We start from the raw sequence: 19,099 nt of genomic DNA on the forward strand, positions 1-19,099 counted from the left end.
CGCTTACTCTGCCTGTACAGAGATATGCTGAAAGGTTTTGAAATCAAATAGACCGAGATCTGTTAGCTTTATTTCTGGAATTACAGGAAGAGTTAAGAAGGACAAGGTTAGGAACGGGTCAAAATCTCCGTTGAATCCAATCTCTTTTAACTTTTCTTTCAAGTGAATAATCTGTTGATTGACTTCTGTAAATGGCCGAACTGACATCAACCCTGAGATAGGGAGTTGGACAGATGCTAGAACTGCACCGTTTTTTACGATTACATAGCCGCCTTGCATCTGGCGTATAGCCTCTATCGCGACTTGCATATCCTCATCATTTGTTCCGGCAACGACCAAGTTATGTGAATCGTGCGCAACAGTTGAAGCAATCGCGCCATTCTTGATAAGAAGACCTGTAACTACGCCTAGACCAATGTTTTCCGTCTTATTGTGACGTTCGATTACAGCCATTTTTAATAAATCGTTCGTGATGCATGGTGTGAATTCTCCGTCTTTTGCTGTTGCTGTTACAATCTTCTTTTTTGTGAAAATTTGGTTCGGAATAATCTCAATCACATGCATGGGCTTAATATCCATAATAGGAATAGAAAGCTTTTCTGAATCTATCTTTGTCATGTTAACAGACTGTGTTAAAGCGGCTGGAGGCTGTGAACTTTGAGGCGATGATCCAACAAAAATGCCATCCTTAGCAACCAATTTCCCCCCTACAAAAACATGAGATATGGCAATGGAATTCAAATCATCAAGCAAAAGAAAGTCTGCTTGATAACCTGGAGCGATTGCGCTTTTTTCCCTCAAACCGTAACATTCAGCTGCGTTCAGGGTTGCGAGTTGAATGGCTTGTAGAGGATCCATACCTCCTTGAATAGCGAGCCTTACGTTATGATCCACACTTCCTTCTGCTACCAAATCGTCCAAGTGCTTATCGTCTGTACAGAATAAAAATCGACGAGCGTTTTTCGGTGTTACAGCTTTTATAAGAGCTCTTAAATTCTTAGCTACAGATCCCTCGCGTATTAGCACATACATCCCTCGGGAGATCCGATCCAGTGCTTCTTCCTTTGTCGTACACTCATGGTCCGTCGTGATCAGTGAGGAGCGGTACACGTTGATGTCATTAGCGTCTAGCCCTGCTGCGTGTCCGTCGATCTTCCCGTTTTGATCCGCAGCAGAAACAATTTTTTGAAGCATATCCTCATCTCCTTTAAAAACGGCAGGAAAGTCCATCACTTCCGCTAAACCGAGGACACGTGGATGAGAGTAAAAAGGCTTAAGATCAGGGGCTTTTAAGACAGCTCCTGCATTTTCAAAAGGGGTTGCGGGAACAGATGAAGGGAGCATCACTCTGACGTCCAGAGGAAGGCCTTCTGATTGATCTAACATAAAAGAAATACCTTCAGTCCCTGATACGTTACCAATCTCATGAGGATCCGTTATGACCGTTGTGACGCCATGTGCGAGCAGCACTTTGCTGAATTCTGCTGGCGTTACCATAGAAGATTCGATGTGCACATGACCGTCGATGAAGGCTGGGGATATAAATTTACCCTCGGCATCAATCGTTTCATATCCTTCGTATTCACCAATTCCGGCAAAATAGCCATCAACGATCGCTACATCTCCTTCAATGACTTCAAGATTAAACACATCGATAATTTTTCCGTTCTTAATTACTACATCTGCTGGACTTCTTTTTGTACTAACATCAATTCGTTTTTTTAGATTATCTATGTTCATGAAGTGATCTCCTTTTAAGAAAAATCTACCAACTAGTATACGAATATCCAATGTATTCCATGTACAGAAAAAACGGTCCCAAGGAGGTGACCGTTTTTGTATCATGCATCCAAAATGTCAATAACTCTTCCAACTTGACCGTCTTCAAGGCGTACTTTAATACCGTGTGGATGAGTAGGTGAGTTCGTTAAAATATCTTTTACGATACCTTTTGTTTTCTTGCCAGAACGCTGATCTGCTTTTAAGATTACGTTCACGGGGAGACCAGGGGTGATATTCGATCGTTTACGATGCATTAAACACCTGTTCTTCGCGCTTGGTTATTTGCTTTTTTGGTTTGTTGGTTCTTTAGCTGGTTGGCCACTTTAACTGGCCCCTTGCTGAAAGATCCGCCCGATTGTTGTGCTTTCTTTTCAGCTAAACGCTGTTTCGCGATTTCTTGAAAGCTTAACTTCTTTTTCTCCTCAGCCATCTTATTCACCTCTATTTTTTCTTTTTAAAACATGCTTCTTTTAAATAACCTTCTGCTTCTGCATATGTTTCAAATGCAGCTTCTAGTGCATCATCTTCGTCAAAGATGAACCACATGCCATCTTCTCCTACGAGGCGAATTTCCTCGTGGCTGTGGCTGTACCAGTGTTCTTCTTTGCGCTCTTCGTTATCAGAACGATCTTTCTTCGGCTGCTGCCAGCCATGTTTTTTCGATAGAAATTCCATGGATTCTTGGATAAGAGCGATCAGTTCTTCCGCTTCGTAGTCACGGATGTTCACATAGCCTTTGTCGTTTTTTACGCTTTGTGGCAGATGTCCGCCATAAACGAAGCCGTTTCCGTTCGGGTGAAGGTGGTACACGACGATTTTCTTGTCTTGTACACTTTCCTCGAAGTGGAAGTTTAAGCGGCCAAGGGATACCTCGTGCATGTCGAGCTCTGGGAAGTTTTCTTCGATTAAAGCAATTTTATCTTCAAATGAAAGCATGGTTATACTCTCCGTTTCTTTGTTGTGATTGGTTGATTATATCATACTGAGAGGTGAAAACGAAAAGGTCTCTTGTGGGAAATTCTGTGTTGTGGTTGGGGGAGTCGATCTCCGTTTCAGGTGCTTCGCTTTCCGCGGGGCAGGCGGTGAGCCACATTCGAACGTTTCACGTTTAAGTGTCTCACCTGCCTAGTTGCAGTGGCTAGCCCCTCGAGGTCAAAAGTTAAATAGACCATGAAGGCAAAGACCGCCTTCCTTGTCTATTCACCTTTTGCTTGTCGGGGCTGGACGAGCCACTTCCACTTTTAGACTGCCCACCTGTCCCGCAGGAGTCTCGCACCTTCCACTCCAATCAACTTGCTATGGTGTCTAACAATAAAAAAACAAATTCAAGAGATGAGCCTTGTTTCAGTCAGACGAATAAAATATCAGAAAAGCTGACAGTTGAGGTTACCTAAGTAACTTTCCTGTCAGCTTCTTCTGCTTTAGCGTGTTGTTGTTTCTTTTTGGATGGATTTTTCGAGTTCGAACCAATAGTCTGCTAGTGTTTCCATGCCTTTGTCGAAGTTTTCGAGATGGAAGTGCTCGTTTGGTGCATGGAAGTTTTCTGTTGATAGTCCGAAGCCCATTAATACGACTGGAATGTTCAACATTTGGTCGAACGTTGCTACGATTGGAATCGATCCGCCACCACGTGTGAACGCAGTTGGTACACCGTACACTTTTTCATAAGAACGTGCTGCCGCTTGGATGGCTGGGTGATCGAACGGCGTTACGTATGGAGCTCCTTTATCAAAAAGGGTAACTATCACATCAATGCCGACTGGCTTATGCTTTTCAATGTGTGCTTTTACTTTTTCAATGATCTCATCTGGCTCTTGGTTCGGTACGAGTCGGCAGCTGATCTTTGCGTGTGCTTTTGCAGGGATAACCGTCTTGATGCCTTCACCTTGGAAGCCTCCCCATACGCCGTTTAACTCTAATGTTGGGCGTGCCCATGTACGTTCAATGTGAGAGTAACCTTCTTCACCTGTTAGCTCTGTCACACCAAGCTGATTCTTAAGTGCTTCTTCTGTTAGAGGAAGAGCACGGAACGCTTCTCTTTCTTCTTCTGTTAGTTCTTGGACATTATCATAAAAGCCATCTACTAAAATACGGCCGTTTTCATCACGGAATGATTGAAGAAGCTCGGTAATCGCGTGCAGCGGATTCTGAACTGCTCCGCCATATAGACCGGAATGCAGATCACTGTTTGGTCCCGTCACATCCACTTGCATCGCACACATGCCACGAAGTCCATAACAGATTGCTGGCTTTCCGCGATCTAGCATGCCTGTATCCGAAATAACGATAACGTCTGCTGCTAGCAAATCTTTATTTTCCTCAATAAACTTTGGAAGACTTGGACTGCCGATCTCTTCTTCACCTTCAATACAGAACTTAAAATTAAGAGGCAGCGTACCTTTTGATTTAAGGATGGCTTGTAGTACTTTTACGTGCATGAACGTTTGGCCTTTGTCGTCAGATGCGCCTCGCGCGTAAAGTTTGTTATCACGAATGGTAGCTTCATAAGGCGGGGATTCCCATAGCTCGATCGGATCAACAGGCTGAACATCGTAATGGCCATAAACGAGTACAGTCGGTTTACCTTCTGCTTTCAACCAGTCTCCATAAACAACGGGGTGTCCGTCTGTTTCATAGATTTTCACATTGTCCATTCCGGCATTCGTTAGGTTATCTGCAATCCATTCTGCACCTTTTCGAACATCTTCTTTGTGCTCAGGCAGTGCACTGACACTCGGTACTGCTAACCAGTCGGATAACTCTTTTAGGTGCGTATCACGGTTTTCTTTTAAATAGTTTACGATTTTTTCAGTCATATAAAATCCTCCTTATGTACGTTATGTTCTACTTCCTAGTTTAATGGAGTTCAGCTCGGAAATGAAATATTCTTTATCTTCTTTTTTTAGTATCTGTTGACCAGCTAGCTGTGCAAAATCGTGATATTCTTGCATACTTCTTTCATCATTTTTTACTGAATAAGCACGAGCAACAGCCTCATAAGCGAAAGCAAGGTCAAAATCGGTTATGTTGTGTTCTAAACAGAGTTCAAGAGATTGTTTCCCGTGGAACATTGCTGACTCGCTCATGTTTAAAGTCGAATACACTCTTGAGAGCTGCCATTCTCCACGGGCGAAGTGGAGAGGTTCTCCGATTTGTCCCCAATGAAAGCGCGAGGCGTGGGCTGTATGTATCATTTCTAAGTCATCTTCCTTCGTGCGGTCTTTCTTTTCGATCAAGTCCCACGTTTTGTTGAAAGTATCTACAGCCTGTTTCCGATGCCATTCTTTGAGAGTTAACTTCTCCATCCATTTCACACACCTTATGTATTTGTGGTTTACTAAAGGTAAAGCTATCGGTATGAGTATTCTGTATAAATGAACATTTCCCTTTATAAAAGATAGAAAGAAGTGCATAGAGTATGGAGAAAAAAATAGGTTTTATCGGGTTTGGAAAGATGGCGCAGGCGATGGCAGGAGGTATGATCAGTTCAGGTTTGATCAGTCCTGATCAGATCATTGCGAGCATGCGAACGGAAAAGACAAGACTGTATGTCGAGAAACAATATGGTATTCACACGTTTTCTTCTAATAGTGACGTTGCAAAAGCGGCTGACGTGCTGTTTCTTGCGGTAGCGCCATATTCTTATTTTGAAGTGATTAAAGAGGTAAAGGAATTTGTAAAATTTGATGCGATCATCGTAACGATTGCAGCTGGGATTACAACGGAAGACGTGGAGCACGCTTTCGGCAAACAAGTGAAAGTGGTACGAACGATGCCGAACACGCCATCACTTGTCGGAGCGGGTATGACGGCTGTTTCTGTTAATGATGAGATAACGGATGAGGAATTACAGACGGTAGAGAAGTTATTGGGGAGCTTCGGTAAAGTAGAGGTGATCGTAGAATCTCAGATGGATGCGATTCCTGCGATCAGCGGTTCTTCGCCTGCTTATGTGTACATGATGATTGAAGCGATGGCAGACGGAGGCGTCGTACAAGGCTTGTCACGCGATCAATCCTATCGTTTAGCGGCACAAGCGGTTTTAGGAGCAGCGCAAATGGTGCTTGAAACAGGAAAACATCCTGGCGAGTTGAAAGATCAAGTAACGTCTCCAGGTGGAGCAACGATTGCGGCCGTCGCAACGCTCGAGCAAGAACGCTTTCGTGGTGCAGTGTTGGCGGCGATGGAAAGCTGTACAGAAAAAGTAAAGAAATTGGGGAAAAAATAGATGGGCTTTAAGGAATTAGGTATTCATGATGAATTGATAGATATTTTGCTTCAAAACGGAATCGGTGAACCTACACCGATTCAAAAGGAAACGATTCCTATCATCTTAGAAGGTAAAGATGTTGTGGGACAAGCTCAAACGGGGACGGGAAAGACACTTGCTTTCGTGCTTCCTCTTCTGCAAAAAGTTGATGCTGAACGGGATGCGGTTCAAGGGTTGATCGTTGCCCCGACGCGCGAGCTAGCCATTCAGATCACTGCAGAAGTACGTAAACTTACAGAAGCTCTCGGTGAGATTAACGTGCTCGCTGTTTACGGTGGGCAGGACGTGATCGCTCAGATGCATAAGCTAGAGAGCAAGGTTCATGTGGTTGTCGCAACACCTGGAAGACTGCTCGATCATATCCGCCGAGAGACGATCGACTTATCTCATGTTTCAACGTTCGTGCTCGATGAAGCGGATCAGATGCTGCATATCGGGTTTTTAGATGATATAGAAGACATCATGTATGAAGTGCCAGAGAATCGTCAAACACTGCTTTTTTCGGCGACGATGCCTGATGAAGTAAAGAAGCTTGCTGAAACGTATACAAACGACCCTCAAGATATTCATGTAAAAACGAAACAGATAACGTTAAAGGAAATCCGCCAGCGAATCGTGGAAACAACAGATCGAGGGAAGCAGAATGATCTTGTTCAAACAATCAGACTGTTGCGTCCTTATCTAGCGATCATTTTTTGCCGAACGAAAAGAAGAGCAAGCAAGTTGAACGAGGCGCTGCAAAATATGGGATACAACTCCGATGAACTGCATGGCGATCTCTCTCAAGCGAAGAGGGAGGACGTGATGCGGCGCTTCCGTGAAGGAGAGATTCAATTCCTTGTCGCAACGGATGTGGCGGCACGCGGACTTGATGTTGACGGTGTTACGCACGTTTTTAATTACGACATCTCGCTCGATGCTGAAAGCTACATTCATCGAATTGGAAGAACAGGGCGGGCAGGCGGAAAAGGACTGGCTGTGACGTTTGTTGCTCAGAAAGATCGTCGTTTGCTGCAGATTATCGAACGAGAGACGAATCAAAAGTTGAATGTTTTAAAACTTGAATATATGTAGGATTATTTTATAAACAAGTGGGCTATCCTTCAGGATGGTTCCTTTTTTTGTGGGTACATAATACCAACTGTTATTACCAGGTAATAAAAATAGTTGCTTCATAAAACAATCCTTGTTACGATTACATAGTATGAGAATTCGAAAGAGTCAGATTAGAGGAGTTGAGCAAATGAAAGATTTACAATCGTTTGGCTGGTATGCAGCTAAAATCGCTCCAAAGCTGCCGAAAGAAGCCTTTAAGCCAGTGCCATCCCGGTTATGGGGAGGACTAGTCTATCTATTGATCGCAATCGCCGGTATTTTAGTTATCGGGTTATTGAATAATTTACACCCTTGGTTAGGGATTGGAATCGCCGTTATATTAGGAACGTGTTTTGCTGGGATGGGCTTCTTAGGCCATGAGATCCTGCACGGCACAGTTATCCGAAAGCCTTGGCTTCGTGACTTTTTAGGAGCAGTAGCTTTCTGGCCGTTAAGTGTTGGACCGAAGCTATGGCGCAAGTGGCACAATACGACGCACCACGTTCATACTCAGCATGACGGGAAAGACCCGGACGCGTGGCCGACGTTAGAGAACTTGTCTCACAAACCTTTGCTTCAAAAAGTGTACAAGCTTCCGATGTGGATGCGTTCAATCGTAAGCTTTGCTTTCTTGTCTGTTTCGTTCACATTACACGGACTTTTCATGTTCAAACGTTTTATTAAAGAGTTCAAACCGAGTAAACGACCTTCTGTTTGGATTCAGCTGCTATTGCCGTGGGCGATGTGGCTAGGTTTGTTAGCGTGGCTTGGACCAGTTAAATGGTTCTTTGCGGTGTTGCTGCCGTTATTAATCGCCAATGCGATCGTAATGAGCTATATCTCAACCAATCACCGCTTGAACCCAATGACAGACGTGAACGATCCGCTAGCGAACAGCTTATCGGTCAACGTTCCAAAGTGGATTGATGTAATTCATTTTAATTTCTCTTACCATACGGAGCATCATCTGTTCCCTGGTATGAGCCCAAAATATTACCCGCTCGTAAAAAAGCACATTAAAGAGATGTGGCCAGAGCGCTATCACGAGATGCCGCACTGGAAAGCACTTGTTGCACTATGGAAGACACCGCACGTGTACTTTAATCAGACTCAGTTTGTAGATCCCGCACCAGGGAACTTGTATCCTTCACTAGGACATGGGATGAATGAATCTGAAACTGTGGAAGAAAAGAAGCAAGAGCGGAAATCAGTGAGTGGCAGACCATCGAAAAGCATCCATTAATTTGGGTGTTTTTTTGTTTGGTGTGCAGGCTGCGTGCGGTGAATCCGTGGTGAAGGTGCAAGTGGACAGTATTTTTCCAGAAGTGGACAGTAAAATTAAGAAAGTGGACAGTATTTCTCAAAAAGTGGACAGTAAAATGCGTAAACTGGACAGTATTTACTCAAAAGTGGACAGTAAATCTAAATTTTCTCATTCATCAATTTCTGCAGGTCATACTTTCTATCTTTAAATGTACCGGTATAAGGTAAGTTCATGGAAACGAGGAGCTTAGAAGCGATTGAGGTTGAGTTAACTAATAGAAAATCCCTTGCTTGTTGATTATTAATAGTAGGATGATACAGTAAACCGTAATCACGTAACGCAATTATGTGTGCTTTCTTGCTAGTGTGACCACATTTTGAGCATTTCCAACTTCCGTGCCCTTTTTTCATCCCAAAACCCAAACACCCTTCACACTGCACCCCTTTAATAATCATCTCTTTACTAATCTTATACCGCTCCATTACATCTACATCCCGTGGGGTGTGCTCCTTGATCAATCGCCGTGTTACCTTGTTCATTACATCTCCCGAAACTATTACATGCTGTTTATATTTCCGTTGAAGCTGCCGGATGCGGTCTAGCAGTTGAACGCTATGAATCACTTTTTTCGATATACGGCTCGACACATCGTTCGTTCTCAAAACAGATTGGGAATGTGTCATAACAACGAGAGTCTCGATTGGGACTGAGGGGAATTTATTTTTACTCAGCCAATGCTCAAGCTGGTATTTTTGACGCTCAACTTGTGCGATAGGGTCTTGGAAGGGTTCTTCTATACCGTTTTTGGTACGTAAAAGCTGATTGAAGGTATGATCGAAGAAAAGGTTTCCGGAGATGTTCTTCACTTCAATAATAAGAGTGTACGTTGGATTAAGAATGAGCGTGTCGATTTGAAAAAAAGTAGATTCATGGGGAATTCGAAGGTCGTGCAGAACGTGGCATTCTTTCTGGTTCGGAAGCATGTTCAAAAAATAATTGATAGAGTCTTCACCGCGAAAACCGGCCGTCATCTTGCTGATTTCTAATTCAAGACTCTGTTTAACAAGATCATCCTCTAAACGGTTCATCAAGAGCTGAAGCTTGTTCATATAGATGGGCTTCAATCTTATCTTTTTTATCATAGCATCACTCCTCACTTTAAAATTCTTCTTATGACACAAAATATCCTTTAAAAAGCTATAGGATTACTTAAAGGATTGATAGAATAGAGGGTGAGTAATTTGCTGCTGAAGGAGAAGAAAAAATGAAAAAAGAACTAAACTGTGATAGCTGTTTAATGCCGATTAAAGAGAGGGAAGAGCTGCGCACGGTGTGGGCTTTTTTAAAAGTACGACCGTATCATAGGTCGTGTTATGAAAATTCCTTAAAAGGGGCGGGGCTTGTAGGAACTCAGCCGATCAATGGTTTTTCAGGGAATTTTACAGCGTTTGTTGCCTTTATTTTAGCGTGGTTGCCTCTTTTCACGAATATATCGCCCGCTATTACGATCGTCGGTACGTTGATTGTACTGCTGCGACTGTATTCCTTCATTCGGTTTGAAAAAAGACTGCCACAATAATAAAGCGTGCTCTCCATAATCGGATAGCACGCTTTCGTTTGTTAAGCTTTCACGCGATATACGCGCGCTTCATACGGTTGTAACGCCACGCTTGTTATATCCTCATGAGCTGCAACTTCTTTATTTGCTAACAACAGTTCATTAGCGTTCAACTTCAATTCTGCTTCAAACTTCGCCTCTGTCTTAGAAAGGTTCGTGATCACAACGACCTTCTCCTCTCCAAGTGTACGTGTATACGCATAGATCTGCTCATCTTCTTCAAGGATCAGATCATACACACCGTACGTGAAGACTTCGTTCTTTTTCTTTAATGCGATCATTTTCTTATAAAAGCTTAAGATCGAATGCTCGTCTTGTTCTTGCTTTTCCACGTTGATCTCTGTGAAATTTGGATTTAACTTCATCCAAGGAGTACCCGTTGTGAATCCAGCATTCTCATCGCTGTTCCACTGCATTGGAGTACGGCTGTTGTCACGAGAAGACGCCCAGATCACAGACATGATATCTTCATGCGCGACGCCTTCTTCACGCTTAATGCGGTAACGGTTTTTGTCAGCTACATCATCATAATCTTCGATGGAATCAAACTGTACGTTCGTCATTCCGATCTCTTGGCCTTGGTAGATGAACGGTGTTCCTTGCATTAAGAAATACATCGCGCCGAAGCTCGTTGCACTTTCATACCAAAACTCATCATCATTGCCCCAAGTAGAAACAACTCGAGGTTTGTCATGGTTTTCGATGAATAATGCGTTCCAGCCTTCTTTTTCAAGACCTTTCTGCCAACGTGTTAATACTTTTTTCAGTTCAACGATATCGACTTCAGGATTGGTTTCTGCATCCCAAAGGCCGAGGTGTTCGAATTGGAAGATCATGTCCATCTTTCCGTTTTCTTTTCCTACCCAAAGGTCCGCTTCATCAATCTTAACGCCGTTTGCTTCACCAACCGTCATGACATCATAGTTTGCATATGTGCGGTCTTTAAATTCTTGTAAAAACGTGTGGATACCTTTTTGGTTCATATGCATGTCGAAGGAAGACACGTACTTCTCTTTCTTCGGGTTCGGCATATCAGGGAAACCATCGCGCTTTTTAATGTGACTGATTGCATCGATACGGAAACCATCGATTCCTTTATCCAACCACCAGTTGACTGTGTCATAAAGAGCTTCACGCACTTCAGGGTTTTCCCAGTTCACATCAGGCTGTTTGGTTGAGAAAACATGGAGGTAGTATTGATCTGTCTTTTCATCATATTGCCAAGCAGATCCGGAGAAAATGCTTTCCCAGTTGTTTGGCTCTTTGCCATCTTTACCGTCTCTCCAAATGTACCAATCACGCTTTGGATTTTCTTTAGAAGAACGAGACTCGATGAACCATTGGTGCTCGTCACTTGTATGATTAAGAACAAGGTCGATGATCAGCTTCATACCACGTTTATGAACTTCTTCCATAAGGAGATCAAAGTCTTCCATCGTTCCGAAGTCATCCATGATGTCCTGGTAATCAGAGATGTCATATCCGTTGTCATCATTTGGCGATTTGTACATCGGACAGATCCAGATCACGTCGATGCCAAGGTCTTTAATATAATCTAAGCGTTGAATGATCCCTTTTAGATCGCCGATTCCATCACCATTAGAATCTTGGAAGCTGCGAGGGTAAATTTGATAGCCAACGGCTTCTTTCCACCAAACTTTTTCCATAATGTTACCTCCATGTTTTTCTCTTTAACAACACGCCAGGGGATACCGCAAAAACGGCTCCCCATGGTTTGTTTGTTTTCTTTATTTTCTTTATAAAATAAGGCTGCTTACTGATCGGTTTATTGTTTATGCTTCACTGAAAAAGTTGATTGGAGTGCAAGGTGCGAGACTCCTGCGGGACAAGCGGTCAGGTGAGACCCTTAATGGCGCAAAGCGACAAGGGGCTCACCGCCTGCCCCGCGGAAAGCGAAGCACCTGAAACGGAAATCAACCACTTTCAAGAGCAACTAAGCTAAACCTCAACCGTAACAGCAACACCTGCATGATCGGAGACCACCGGTGTTTCTTTTCCGTTAAAACGAACGAATGATTGAAGCACATCAACAGGCTTGCTGCTTAAAATATAATCAATCCTGCGGCCAGCTTCGTTATCATCCCAACCGGCAATAGATCCGATGATCGTGAGGCCGTCATCTTTCTCTGCAGCCAGTTCATACGTATCGTAAAGGCCTTTTTCTTTTACATAATCATAGCCTTCACCACAAACGTTAGCATCGTTGTTTAAGTCGCCCATGATAAAGGAGAGACCTTCTTCAGGAATGTACTGCATCAATCGATCGAATTGACCTTTAAACGGTTCAATGTCATCTTCCCACCAGCCGAAGTGACCAGAGAAGAATTGAACATCTTGTCCTTCATAAGAGATCGAAGCTTTTACGATTTTGCGAGTTTTCCAGTTGTGCATATCTTGTAGATCAGAAACAAAAAAGCTTTCATGAGACGTAATCGGATGGCGGCTGATGATCGCCAGTCCTTCTTCGTACGTCACATAGCCATAGTGCGCCATGTCCCATACAAAGTCATAATCTTCAACGCCAAGTTTCTTCAATAGCTCTAACAGAACGAGGGCATAATTATCTTTTTTGATATTGTCTTTTACGAGAGGAGAGTCGATCGACTGCATAACCTCTTGTAGCGCGATAACATCATAACGCTCGCCCGCGATATCGCGAGCAAGCATCTCTAATTTTTCCATCTGGTTCTCTTCTTGCCAAGCATGAACGTTTAACGTTAATAGCTTCATGAATTACATCCCCAAACGATCTTGAATATCAGATTTTAAAACGTCTGCTTTTGGTCCGTAAATCGCTTGAACACCTTTATCTTTGATGATCAGACCAAGTGCACCGTTCTCTTTCCATTCTTTTTCCGTACCAACACCTGTAGTGTCTTTAACGGTTACACGTAGGCGAGTCATACATGCGTCAACGTCTTCAATGTTGTCAGCTCCACCTAAAAGTGTGATGATCGCTGATGCTTGAGAATTGTCTGATCCTGGTGCTGCTTCGTTTTTAGCAGGTGCAGCATCACCTTCTGTTGTTTCGATATAGTTACCTGCACGACCTGGAGTAGGCAGGTTGAACTTTTTGATCAATACATAGAAGATCGAGAAGTTTAATCCAAAGAATACGATACAAGTTAGAGCAAAGTTGATTAAGTCACGTGTTAATCCTGCTTTTACAAGCAATGGTGTACGAGTAAGAAGCTCGATAAAACCGAATGCGTGAACACGTACGTGGATTAGATCCGCCACTGCAAACGCAAGACCAGTCGTGATTGCATACACAACATAAAGAAGTGGGGCAGCAAACATGAACATGAATTCGATCGGCTCAGTAACACCTGTTAAGAATACAGCTAGTGCTGCAGATAAGAACATAGACTTGTACTTCTTACGCTTGTCTTTATCAACGTTCATGTACATCGCAAGTGCGATCGCTACAAGAGATGCCGTTGAAAGAACAACTTGTCCCATTTTAAAACGAGCTGGTACTACATCATTTAAAAGTGCTTGATACGCTTTTGTATCTCCAGCAGCTAAGAAGTTGTTAAGATCGTTGATCCAAGCCAACCATAGTGGATCTTGTCCAGCTACAGAAGATCCTGCTCCTGAACCCGTCATGATTTGATACGTTCCACCGAGCTCCGTATAGTTGATCGGCACCGTTAACATGTGGTGAAGACCAAATGGTAATAATAGTCGCTCTAGCGTACCGAACACGAATGGCGCGATAACTGGAGCCGTATTACGAGATGTTGCGATCCATTTACCAAAGTCGTTGAGTAGAGATTGGATGAACGGCCAAATTAATGCTAAAAGTAAAGCTGTAACCACTGACCATAAAATAACAGCGAATGGTACAAAACGCTTTCCGTTAAAGAATGCTAAAGCATTTGGAAGCTTGTTGTAGTTGTAGTACTTGTTAAATAAAACAGCACCTAGGAAACCGGAAATGATTCCGACGAATACTCCCATGTTTAGTGCTGGAGCGCCAAGGATTGAAGTGAAGTAATCACCAACAATAAGTTCGCTGCCAAAAAGTGATTTTACTTTCGCACCTTCTTCAAGCATCATCGCGCTGTTCACGCCGAAGATTGCTCCTGTAATACGGTTGATCAAGATGAACGCAATTACAGCTGCGAATGCACCGCCCGCACGTTCCTTCGCCCAAGATCCCCCGATGGCTACCGCAAATAAGATGTGCAGATTTGTAATAATCGCCCATCCGATGTCTTCCATAACACGAGCAATCGTTTGCACTAATGTCATGTCGCCACCGAACATAGCAATAACTTTACCTAGTGATATCATCAAACCGGCAGCCGGCATAACCGCTACTACTACAAGAAGCGCTTTACCTAGCTTTTGCCAGAAATCAAATGAAATGAGTTTTCCACGTTGTTTCAAAACGATTTCCTCCTTAAAGTATATATCTTTCGTTGTCTTTTTGAAATCGCATTCAGTAGATTGCGAAAAAAAGTTGAATCGCTTACAAATTTGTATATGCATGTTGGTGCAATCGTTTGCATTAGTGATTGTAAAATAAAACGGTTTCATTTACAAGTAATATTTATTAAAAAGTTAGTAAAAAGTTTTTCCAGATGCTTTGTAATGTTTTTCGTAAGATAGCATGGAATAAATCGATCTTTATGAAATTTAAATAAGTAGCAGGTGAATTTAGCAATTGGAAGAAAGAGGTATATAGAAAAACTAAGTAAGGAGAGAAGGGCATGAGAAAATCATTTATTGAACAAGTACATTATATTAGAATTCCTGTAAAAGATTTAGAACGATCAGCACATTGGTATAGTGATGTATTAGGGCTCCAGTTATTAAATATTACAGAGGAACGGGCAATTATAAAAGTAAATGAAGGGCCATTCTTACTCATTTTAGTTCCTACCGAAGATGAAACATTTGCACATTTTACAATTGATAATGAACAAGAGTTTAGCATTGGCTTTACGAGTCCTGAATTATCTAAATTCCATCAACACTTGAGTGATATTCAAGTTAAAGTCGAGGATATCAAAGAAGATAATGGTCATGCATTTTTTCACTTTTATGATCCAAATGGTAATAAGTTTCAAGTACACTGGTAAGGTTTCAATAAATAATTGACCGTATTTCAATTTATTAAAGGGGCTTAGTTAGAATAAACACATTAGTCGTTCCATATAAACAAAGTTGCCTCGTCATCACGAGCCAACTTTGTTAAACAATTTCAAATTCTTTTTTACCGTTTCTACTTTTCGCATACCGATCATCGTGGACAAAATACCCGGTGTTTTTAAAACAAATGATATCAGCTCATCTACATGCCCGTATTGATGATTGGTAAGCCTGCCACAATCTAATGGAGCACTTGTTGTAACATGAATCCCTAACTCTTCTGCAGCTTGAAGGAGTGTTCTCCAATTACCATTAACTAGCTGGTTCACATCGGTTGCCGCTATCTGATTTGAATGGTTGAACGGAGCTTGAATAAAACGAAGATGATGAGCGTTTCCTGCAACAGAATGGGCAACATTCATCACTTTCTCCAAAGGGAGGTAACCAGATGCGCCAGGAGACTCTGTAAATGCTGACCAGACTGCTAAACCGTAATATCGAATCAAACCTTCTTCCACTTGCTGCTCATAAAACGAAAACAAGTTTTTAAGTTTTTGATAAAAGGCTTCCTCACCTAAAACGATCAAAGAGACCTCAGGGTTATGAATGTAATGGACGTCTATGTAATCAACATGCATGTGCTTTAAACTTTGTTGGATAGCAAATTCATAAAAAGAAGGCTCCATAACGTGTTTGTGATGGTCGAGTATCTGTAGATCTGAACGTTGAATGATTTCTTTATCCACTAAAATCTCTTGTAAGTAATTATTAGGACGAAGTTGTGCGTCAATATCACCTGGAATGATACCGGCTTTTGTAGACAAGAAAACGTCCTCTCTGTGGATCTGCTTTTCCTTTTGAATGAGTTTTTCCAAAACACTTCCAACATCGCGCTCAGAGCGCATGCCTCTATAATTGAGTGCAGTATCAATAAAGTTGATTCCGTTTAAAAGCGAAAATTCAATTGAGCCTTGATAGGAAAGCGAATCTTCTTCATTCATTTCCCCTAGATGTGTGCCGATGGCTATTCTTGAGACTTCACTAATTTGCATGCCTTCTCCCCCTTATCATCATCCAAATTATAACATTATTTCACAGTTAACATTGAATGAAAGCCTCTTTATAAGAATAAAGAACTATGAATAATTACTCATTTATGTTTGTTTTTACTTTATATAAAGGTATCAACTATAGTCTATTGAATAATAATTTTGTTGATATAATCTTGAAAAACAGATTGAATAAAAATTCATAGATTAGTATAATTATTTTGTTTTTGGGATTGAGGAAGGGGAGAGACAACATGTTAAAAAAACATTGGGTAGCAGGTGTCATGAGTTTGAGTTTGATGACATCAATGCCTTTTGCTGTAACAGCAGAAGCGCCTCAAAAAAAATGGACGAATGTTAATAGCTTTGAAGAGGCTGATGGAAGTCCGTTTAACTCTGAGCACTATGATTTTGTGAAGTATTCAAAGATTGGTTCGATCTTAAAGAAAATTGATAGAGAAAGTAAACGAGTAACCCTTGAACAAACAGGGGTTTCATCTAAAGGGTATCCGATGTATGTGGTCACGATCTCTAATACAGGGGATAAGGGCAAGTATGGACATTATAAGAAACTACGAAAGGAAATGTTCAGAAATCCTCAAAGAGCACAGGATTGGATCGCTGAAAATCCTGATTTTAAAGTACCGGTGATGATCAATGGATCCATTCATGGAACAGAATACATAGGGTCTGATGCTGTTCTTCAGCTGATCGACCGTTTTGCTAATGACAATGACGAAGAAACAAAAGAGATTCTAGACAGCAACATACTTATCTTTAATGTGGTAGCGAATCCGGATGGTCGTGTTGATGGCACTCGTTTTAACGGTAACGGAATCGATCTGAACCGTGACTTCATCACACTTTCACAAGAGGAAACAAAACAAACCGTTGATTTAATTACTGAGTGGAATCCGATGGTCTTCTTAGATCTTCACGGCTATGTGAATAGTGACGACGGAAAGCCTGGGTTGATCGAGCCGTGTACACCGCCTCATAATCCAAACTATGAATATGATCTGTTTTCTAAATGGGCTTTAGATCAAGCACAAGCGATGGAAGCAGAGATCGTTGGAAATAAAGCAAACTATGAAACTGATCTCTATAAAAATATGACGGGTACCTATATTCCACAGCGTGATGACAGCGCGGGTTGGGACGATTATCCGCCTATTTTCACACCGATGTATGCGATGTATCACGGGGCATATGGCTATACGTTAGAAGCACCGACAAACAATTGGGATGGTGTGAGATGGGCGAACGATGCTGTGATGGGGGCCTTGAAATTTGCTGTGCAGAACAAACAAGGAATGCTTACAGATCAGATTGAGATCTTTGAACGTGGAATCAATTTTGATCACCCGTATCATGAGGAAGGATTCTTCCCGAATGCGTATGTGCTGCCAGTAGATGAAAAAGATCCAACGGTTACTGAAAAAGCGGTGAACCATCTTATTGAAAACGATATTGCTGTGGAAAAAGCGGTTAAACCTTTTTCAGCTAAAGGACAAACCTACCCAGCTGGCACGTATATCGTTTCTATGAGCCAAGCTAAGGCTGGTCTTGCAAACACGATGTTATGGGACGGCGAGGATATCACGAACGATACACCTGCGATGTATGACATCTCTGCCTGGAGTCTACCAGAATTATGGGGATTTGAAGCGATTGAAGTGGATGAAAAAGTGAATGCAAAAACAAAGCCTGTAAAAGAAGCTGAATATGAAGGCTCTTTACAAGGGAGAGGGCCTTATGTGATTTCCAACAGCTCTGTCCAAGCTGTGAAGTTAGTGAACAATCTTATTAATAAAGGTGAGCGTGTGTATAAAGACGATGCAGGAAATTTCTATATAGAAAACCTCTCATCAAGAAATAAAAAGCTCGTGAAAGAGTCAGGAATTAAGCTGCAATCAGCAAAAGTGCCATATCAAAAAGAAATGCTTTCAACACTTAAAGTAGCTGTATTAAAAGATGGTGGCATGAATAAAGCACAAAGTCATGCGGGTACAAAGCTTGCATTAGAACGACTCGGCTTCTCGGTAAAAGAAGTGACACCAAAAGAAGTTGCAGAGAAGGGTCTATCTCAATACGATGCGTTCCTATATGCAGGAACTGACGCATTACTGCAATACGAGAATGTGAGGGAAGCGAATAAGCCGTTCGTGATCGGCAGCAAGCAGGCGTATGACAGTTTCAAAGCCAACGTACAAACATTTATCGATAATGGCGGGAAATATATCTCCGTTGGCGCTGGTGGCGCTAGAGCTTCAAGTCAGCTGGGGTTAACAACGATAAAAGTAAACACGGGCGGCTCTAACAGCAATGGAATCGTAAAAGTAGACTATGCAAAAGATGAAGTAACAGCTGGTTATAAAAAGGATGATCTCGGGTTTGTTTATCGACCAGTCTGGTTTACGGAGTTAGGGAATTCAAAATCGATCGCAACTTTAGGAGAGGGCGACTTCTTTGTAGCAGGTCACTGGAAGAATAATCAACTAGCAGCTGGTCAATCCGTGATTGTAGAAGAAGCTGAAAAAGATGTTACCCTGATCGGACTCGAAGCAGGATTCCGTGATCATACGGATTATCTGTTCCGCTTATTGTCAAACGCGCTATATCAGTAATAGAGCCTTTGTCGTTGACAACCAGATAAGCACTGCATTACTTTTATAGGGAAAGTTTACCCTGTTTAATAGGACCTGAAGAGCATTGAACTTTTCTTGCTCTTTGGTCTTTCTTTGTATCAGTTAGTAAGTATCTAAAAGATTGTTTTTGGGTTATTTTTATACCTCATTGATAAGTTGATTGGAGTGCAAGGTGCGAGACTCCTGCGGGAAAGGTAGGCAGGTGAGACACTTAAGAGTGAAACGTACAAATGTGGCTCACCGCCTGCCCCG

Annotated in this window: 17 protein-coding genes; 6 read left to right on the forward strand and 11 right to left on the reverse strand. The window is 42.1% G+C overall.

All coding sequences use genetic code 11. The annotated features are described in order from the left end of the window. Positions 1–3: 3 nt before the first annotated feature. The 6 genes from ade to P4V41_RS16505 all read right to left on the reverse strand — a co-directional run bounded on the left by ade (position 4) and on the right by P4V41_RS16505 (position 5,087). Entirely contained in the window at positions 4–1,740 is a 1,737-nt protein-coding gene (gene ade, locus P4V41_RS16480) for an adenine deaminase (protein ID WP_328086230.1), read from the reverse strand. Between the two features lie 101 nt (positions 1,741–1,841). Further along, a complete protein-coding gene (locus P4V41_RS16485; RefSeq protein ID WP_328086231.1) occupies positions 1,842–2,036 on the reverse strand; it encodes a YwbE family protein in 195 nt (64 codons plus the stop codon). Beyond that, entirely contained in the window at positions 2,036–2,212 is a 177-nt protein-coding gene (locus P4V41_RS16490; protein ID WP_171005587.1) for a hypothetical protein, read from the reverse strand. The genes P4V41_RS16485 and P4V41_RS16490 overlap by 1 nt, the downstream gene beginning before the upstream one ends. Positions 2,213–2,223: 11 nt before the next feature. Continuing rightward, the gene (locus tag P4V41_RS16495; RefSeq protein WP_328086232.1) at positions 2,224–2,718 is read right to left on the reverse strand and encodes a hypothetical protein; all 495 of its coding nucleotides are present in this window, start codon (positions 2,716–2,718) and stop codon (positions 2,224–2,226) included. 485 nt (positions 2,719–3,203) lie between these two features. Continuing rightward, positions 3,204–4,598, reverse strand: a complete 1,395-nt coding sequence (locus P4V41_RS16500; protein ID WP_328086234.1) for a dipeptidase — start codon at positions 4,596–4,598, stop codon at positions 3,204–3,206. A 21-nt stretch (positions 4,599–4,619) separates the two neighbouring features. Next, positions 4,620–5,087, reverse strand: coding sequence for a hypothetical protein (locus P4V41_RS16505; RefSeq protein ID WP_328086235.1), 468 nt, complete (start codon positions 5,085–5,087; stop codon positions 4,620–4,622). Between the two features lie 113 nt (positions 5,088–5,200). Here P4V41_RS16505 and proC point away from each other — a divergent pair, with 113 nt between their 5' ends. From proC to P4V41_RS16520, 3 genes are all read left to right on the forward strand, one after another. Next, positions 5,201–6,010, forward strand: coding sequence for a pyrroline-5-carboxylate reductase (gene proC / locus P4V41_RS16510; RefSeq protein ID WP_328086236.1), 810 nt, complete (start codon positions 5,201–5,203; stop codon positions 6,008–6,010). Then, the gene (locus P4V41_RS16515) at positions 6,011–7,126 is read left to right on the forward strand and encodes a DEAD/DEAH box helicase (protein WP_328086237.1); all 1,116 of its coding nucleotides are present in this window, start codon (positions 6,011–6,013) and stop codon (positions 7,124–7,126) included. It begins immediately after the preceding gene. Between the two features lie 169 nt (positions 7,127–7,295). After that, positions 7,296–8,390: an acyl-CoA desaturase gene (locus P4V41_RS16520; RefSeq protein ID WP_328086238.1), complete on the forward strand. Its 1,095-nt coding sequence runs from the start codon at positions 7,296–7,298 to the stop codon at positions 8,388–8,390. A gap of 179 nt (positions 8,391–8,569) precedes the next feature. Here P4V41_RS16520 and P4V41_RS16525 read toward each other — a convergent pair whose 3' ends face one another. Further along, positions 8,570–9,553, reverse strand: a complete 984-nt coding sequence (locus tag P4V41_RS16525) for a nuclease-related domain-containing protein (protein WP_328086239.1) — start codon at positions 9,551–9,553, stop codon at positions 8,570–8,572. 122 nt (positions 9,554–9,675) lie between these two features. Between P4V41_RS16525 and P4V41_RS16530 the strand changes: the two genes are divergently transcribed. Continuing rightward, positions 9,676–9,990 carry a hypothetical protein gene (locus P4V41_RS16530; protein WP_328086241.1) on the forward strand — a complete coding sequence of 105 codons (315 nt, stop codon included), beginning with the start codon at positions 9,676–9,678 and terminating at the stop codon, positions 9,988–9,990. A gap of 41 nt (positions 9,991–10,031) precedes the next feature. Here P4V41_RS16530 and P4V41_RS16535 read toward each other — a convergent pair whose 3' ends face one another. The 3 genes from P4V41_RS16535 to P4V41_RS16545 all read right to left on the reverse strand — a co-directional run bounded on the left by P4V41_RS16535 (position 10,032) and on the right by P4V41_RS16545 (position 14,445). Beyond that, the gene (locus P4V41_RS16535; RefSeq protein WP_328086243.1) at positions 10,032–11,696 is read right to left on the reverse strand and encodes an alpha-glucosidase; all 1,665 of its coding nucleotides are present in this window, start codon (positions 11,694–11,696) and stop codon (positions 10,032–10,034) included. Between the two features lie 292 nt (positions 11,697–11,988). Continuing rightward, positions 11,989–12,780: an endonuclease/exonuclease/phosphatase family protein gene (locus P4V41_RS16540; protein ID WP_328086244.1), complete on the reverse strand. Its 792-nt coding sequence runs from the start codon at positions 12,778–12,780 to the stop codon at positions 11,989–11,991. A 3-nt stretch (positions 12,781–12,783) separates the two neighbouring features. Next, positions 12,784–14,445, reverse strand: coding sequence for a PTS transporter subunit IIBC (locus P4V41_RS16545; protein ID WP_328086245.1), 1,662 nt, complete (start codon positions 14,443–14,445; stop codon positions 12,784–12,786). Between the two features lie 323 nt (positions 14,446–14,768). Between P4V41_RS16545 and P4V41_RS16550 the strand changes: the two genes are divergently transcribed. After that, positions 14,769–15,140: a VOC family protein gene (locus tag P4V41_RS16550; protein ID WP_328086246.1), complete on the forward strand. Its 372-nt coding sequence runs from the start codon at positions 14,769–14,771 to the stop codon at positions 15,138–15,140. A 96-nt stretch (positions 15,141–15,236) separates the two neighbouring features. Here P4V41_RS16550 and P4V41_RS16555 read toward each other — a convergent pair whose 3' ends face one another. Then, positions 15,237–16,202, reverse strand: a complete 966-nt coding sequence (locus P4V41_RS16555; RefSeq protein WP_328086247.1) for an aldo/keto reductase — start codon at positions 16,200–16,202, stop codon at positions 15,237–15,239. Between the two features lie 251 nt (positions 16,203–16,453). On the opposite strand from P4V41_RS16555, the gene P4V41_RS16560 reads away from it, so the two are divergent. Next, complete coding sequence (locus P4V41_RS16560) at positions 16,454–18,826, forward strand: M14 family zinc carboxypeptidase (protein ID WP_328086248.1); 2,373 nt, start codon at positions 16,454–16,456, stop codon at positions 18,824–18,826. Positions 18,827–19,099 lie beyond the last annotated feature (273 nt).

The organism is Fictibacillus nanhaiensis, assembly GCF_036213205.1.
Lineage (GTDB): Bacteria > Bacillota > Bacilli > Bacillales > Fictibacillaceae > Fictibacillus > Fictibacillus nanhaiensis_E.

Coding starts and splice junctions, on each gene's coding strand:
- P4V41_RS16525 (WP_328086239.1), bottom strand. CDS start 9,553: ATGATAAAAAAGATAAGATTGAAGCCCATCTATATGAACAAGCTTCAG.
- P4V41_RS16500 (WP_328086234.1), bottom strand. CDS start 4,598: ATGACTGAAAAAATCGTAAACTATTTAAAAGAAAACCGTGATACGCAC.
- P4V41_RS16535 (WP_328086243.1), bottom strand. CDS start 11,696: ATGGAAAAAGTTTGGTGGAAAGAAGCCGTTGGCTATCAAATTTACCCT.
- P4V41_RS16505 (WP_328086235.1), bottom strand. CDS start 5,087: ATGGAGAAGTTAACTCTCAAAGAATGGCATCGGAAACAGGCTGTAGAT.
- P4V41_RS16560 (WP_328086248.1), top strand. CDS start 16,454: ATGTTAAAAAAACATTGGGTAGCAGGTGTCATGAGTTTGAGTTTGATG.
- P4V41_RS16530 (WP_328086241.1), top strand. CDS start 9,676: ATGAAAAAAGAACTAAACTGTGATAGCTGTTTAATGCCGATTAAAGAG.
- ade (WP_328086230.1), bottom strand. CDS start 1,740: ATGAACATAGATAATCTAAAAAAACGAATTGATGTTAGTACAAAAAGA.
- P4V41_RS16495 (WP_328086232.1), bottom strand. CDS start 2,718: ATGCTTTCATTTGAAGATAAAATTGCTTTAATCGAAGAAAACTTCCCA.
- P4V41_RS16490 (WP_171005587.1), bottom strand. CDS start 2,212: ATGGCTGAGGAGAAAAAGAAGTTAAGCTTTCAAGAAATCGCGAAACAG.
- P4V41_RS16485 (WP_328086231.1), bottom strand. CDS start 2,036: ATGCATCGTAAACGATCGAATATCACCCCTGGTCTCCCCGTGAACGTA.
- P4V41_RS16515 (WP_328086237.1), top strand. CDS start 6,011: ATGGGCTTTAAGGAATTAGGTATTCATGATGAATTGATAGATATTTTG.
- proC (WP_328086236.1), top strand. CDS start 5,201: ATGGAGAAAAAAATAGGTTTTATCGGGTTTGGAAAGATGGCGCAGGCG.
- P4V41_RS16520 (WP_328086238.1), top strand. CDS start 7,296: ATGAAAGATTTACAATCGTTTGGCTGGTATGCAGCTAAAATCGCTCCA.
- P4V41_RS16540 (WP_328086244.1), bottom strand. CDS start 12,780: ATGAAGCTATTAACGTTAAACGTTCATGCTTGGCAAGAAGAGAACCAG.
- P4V41_RS16555 (WP_328086247.1), bottom strand. CDS start 16,202: ATGCAAATTAGTGAAGTCTCAAGAATAGCCATCGGCACACATCTAGGG.
- P4V41_RS16550 (WP_328086246.1), top strand. CDS start 14,769: ATGAGAAAATCATTTATTGAACAAGTACATTATATTAGAATTCCTGTA.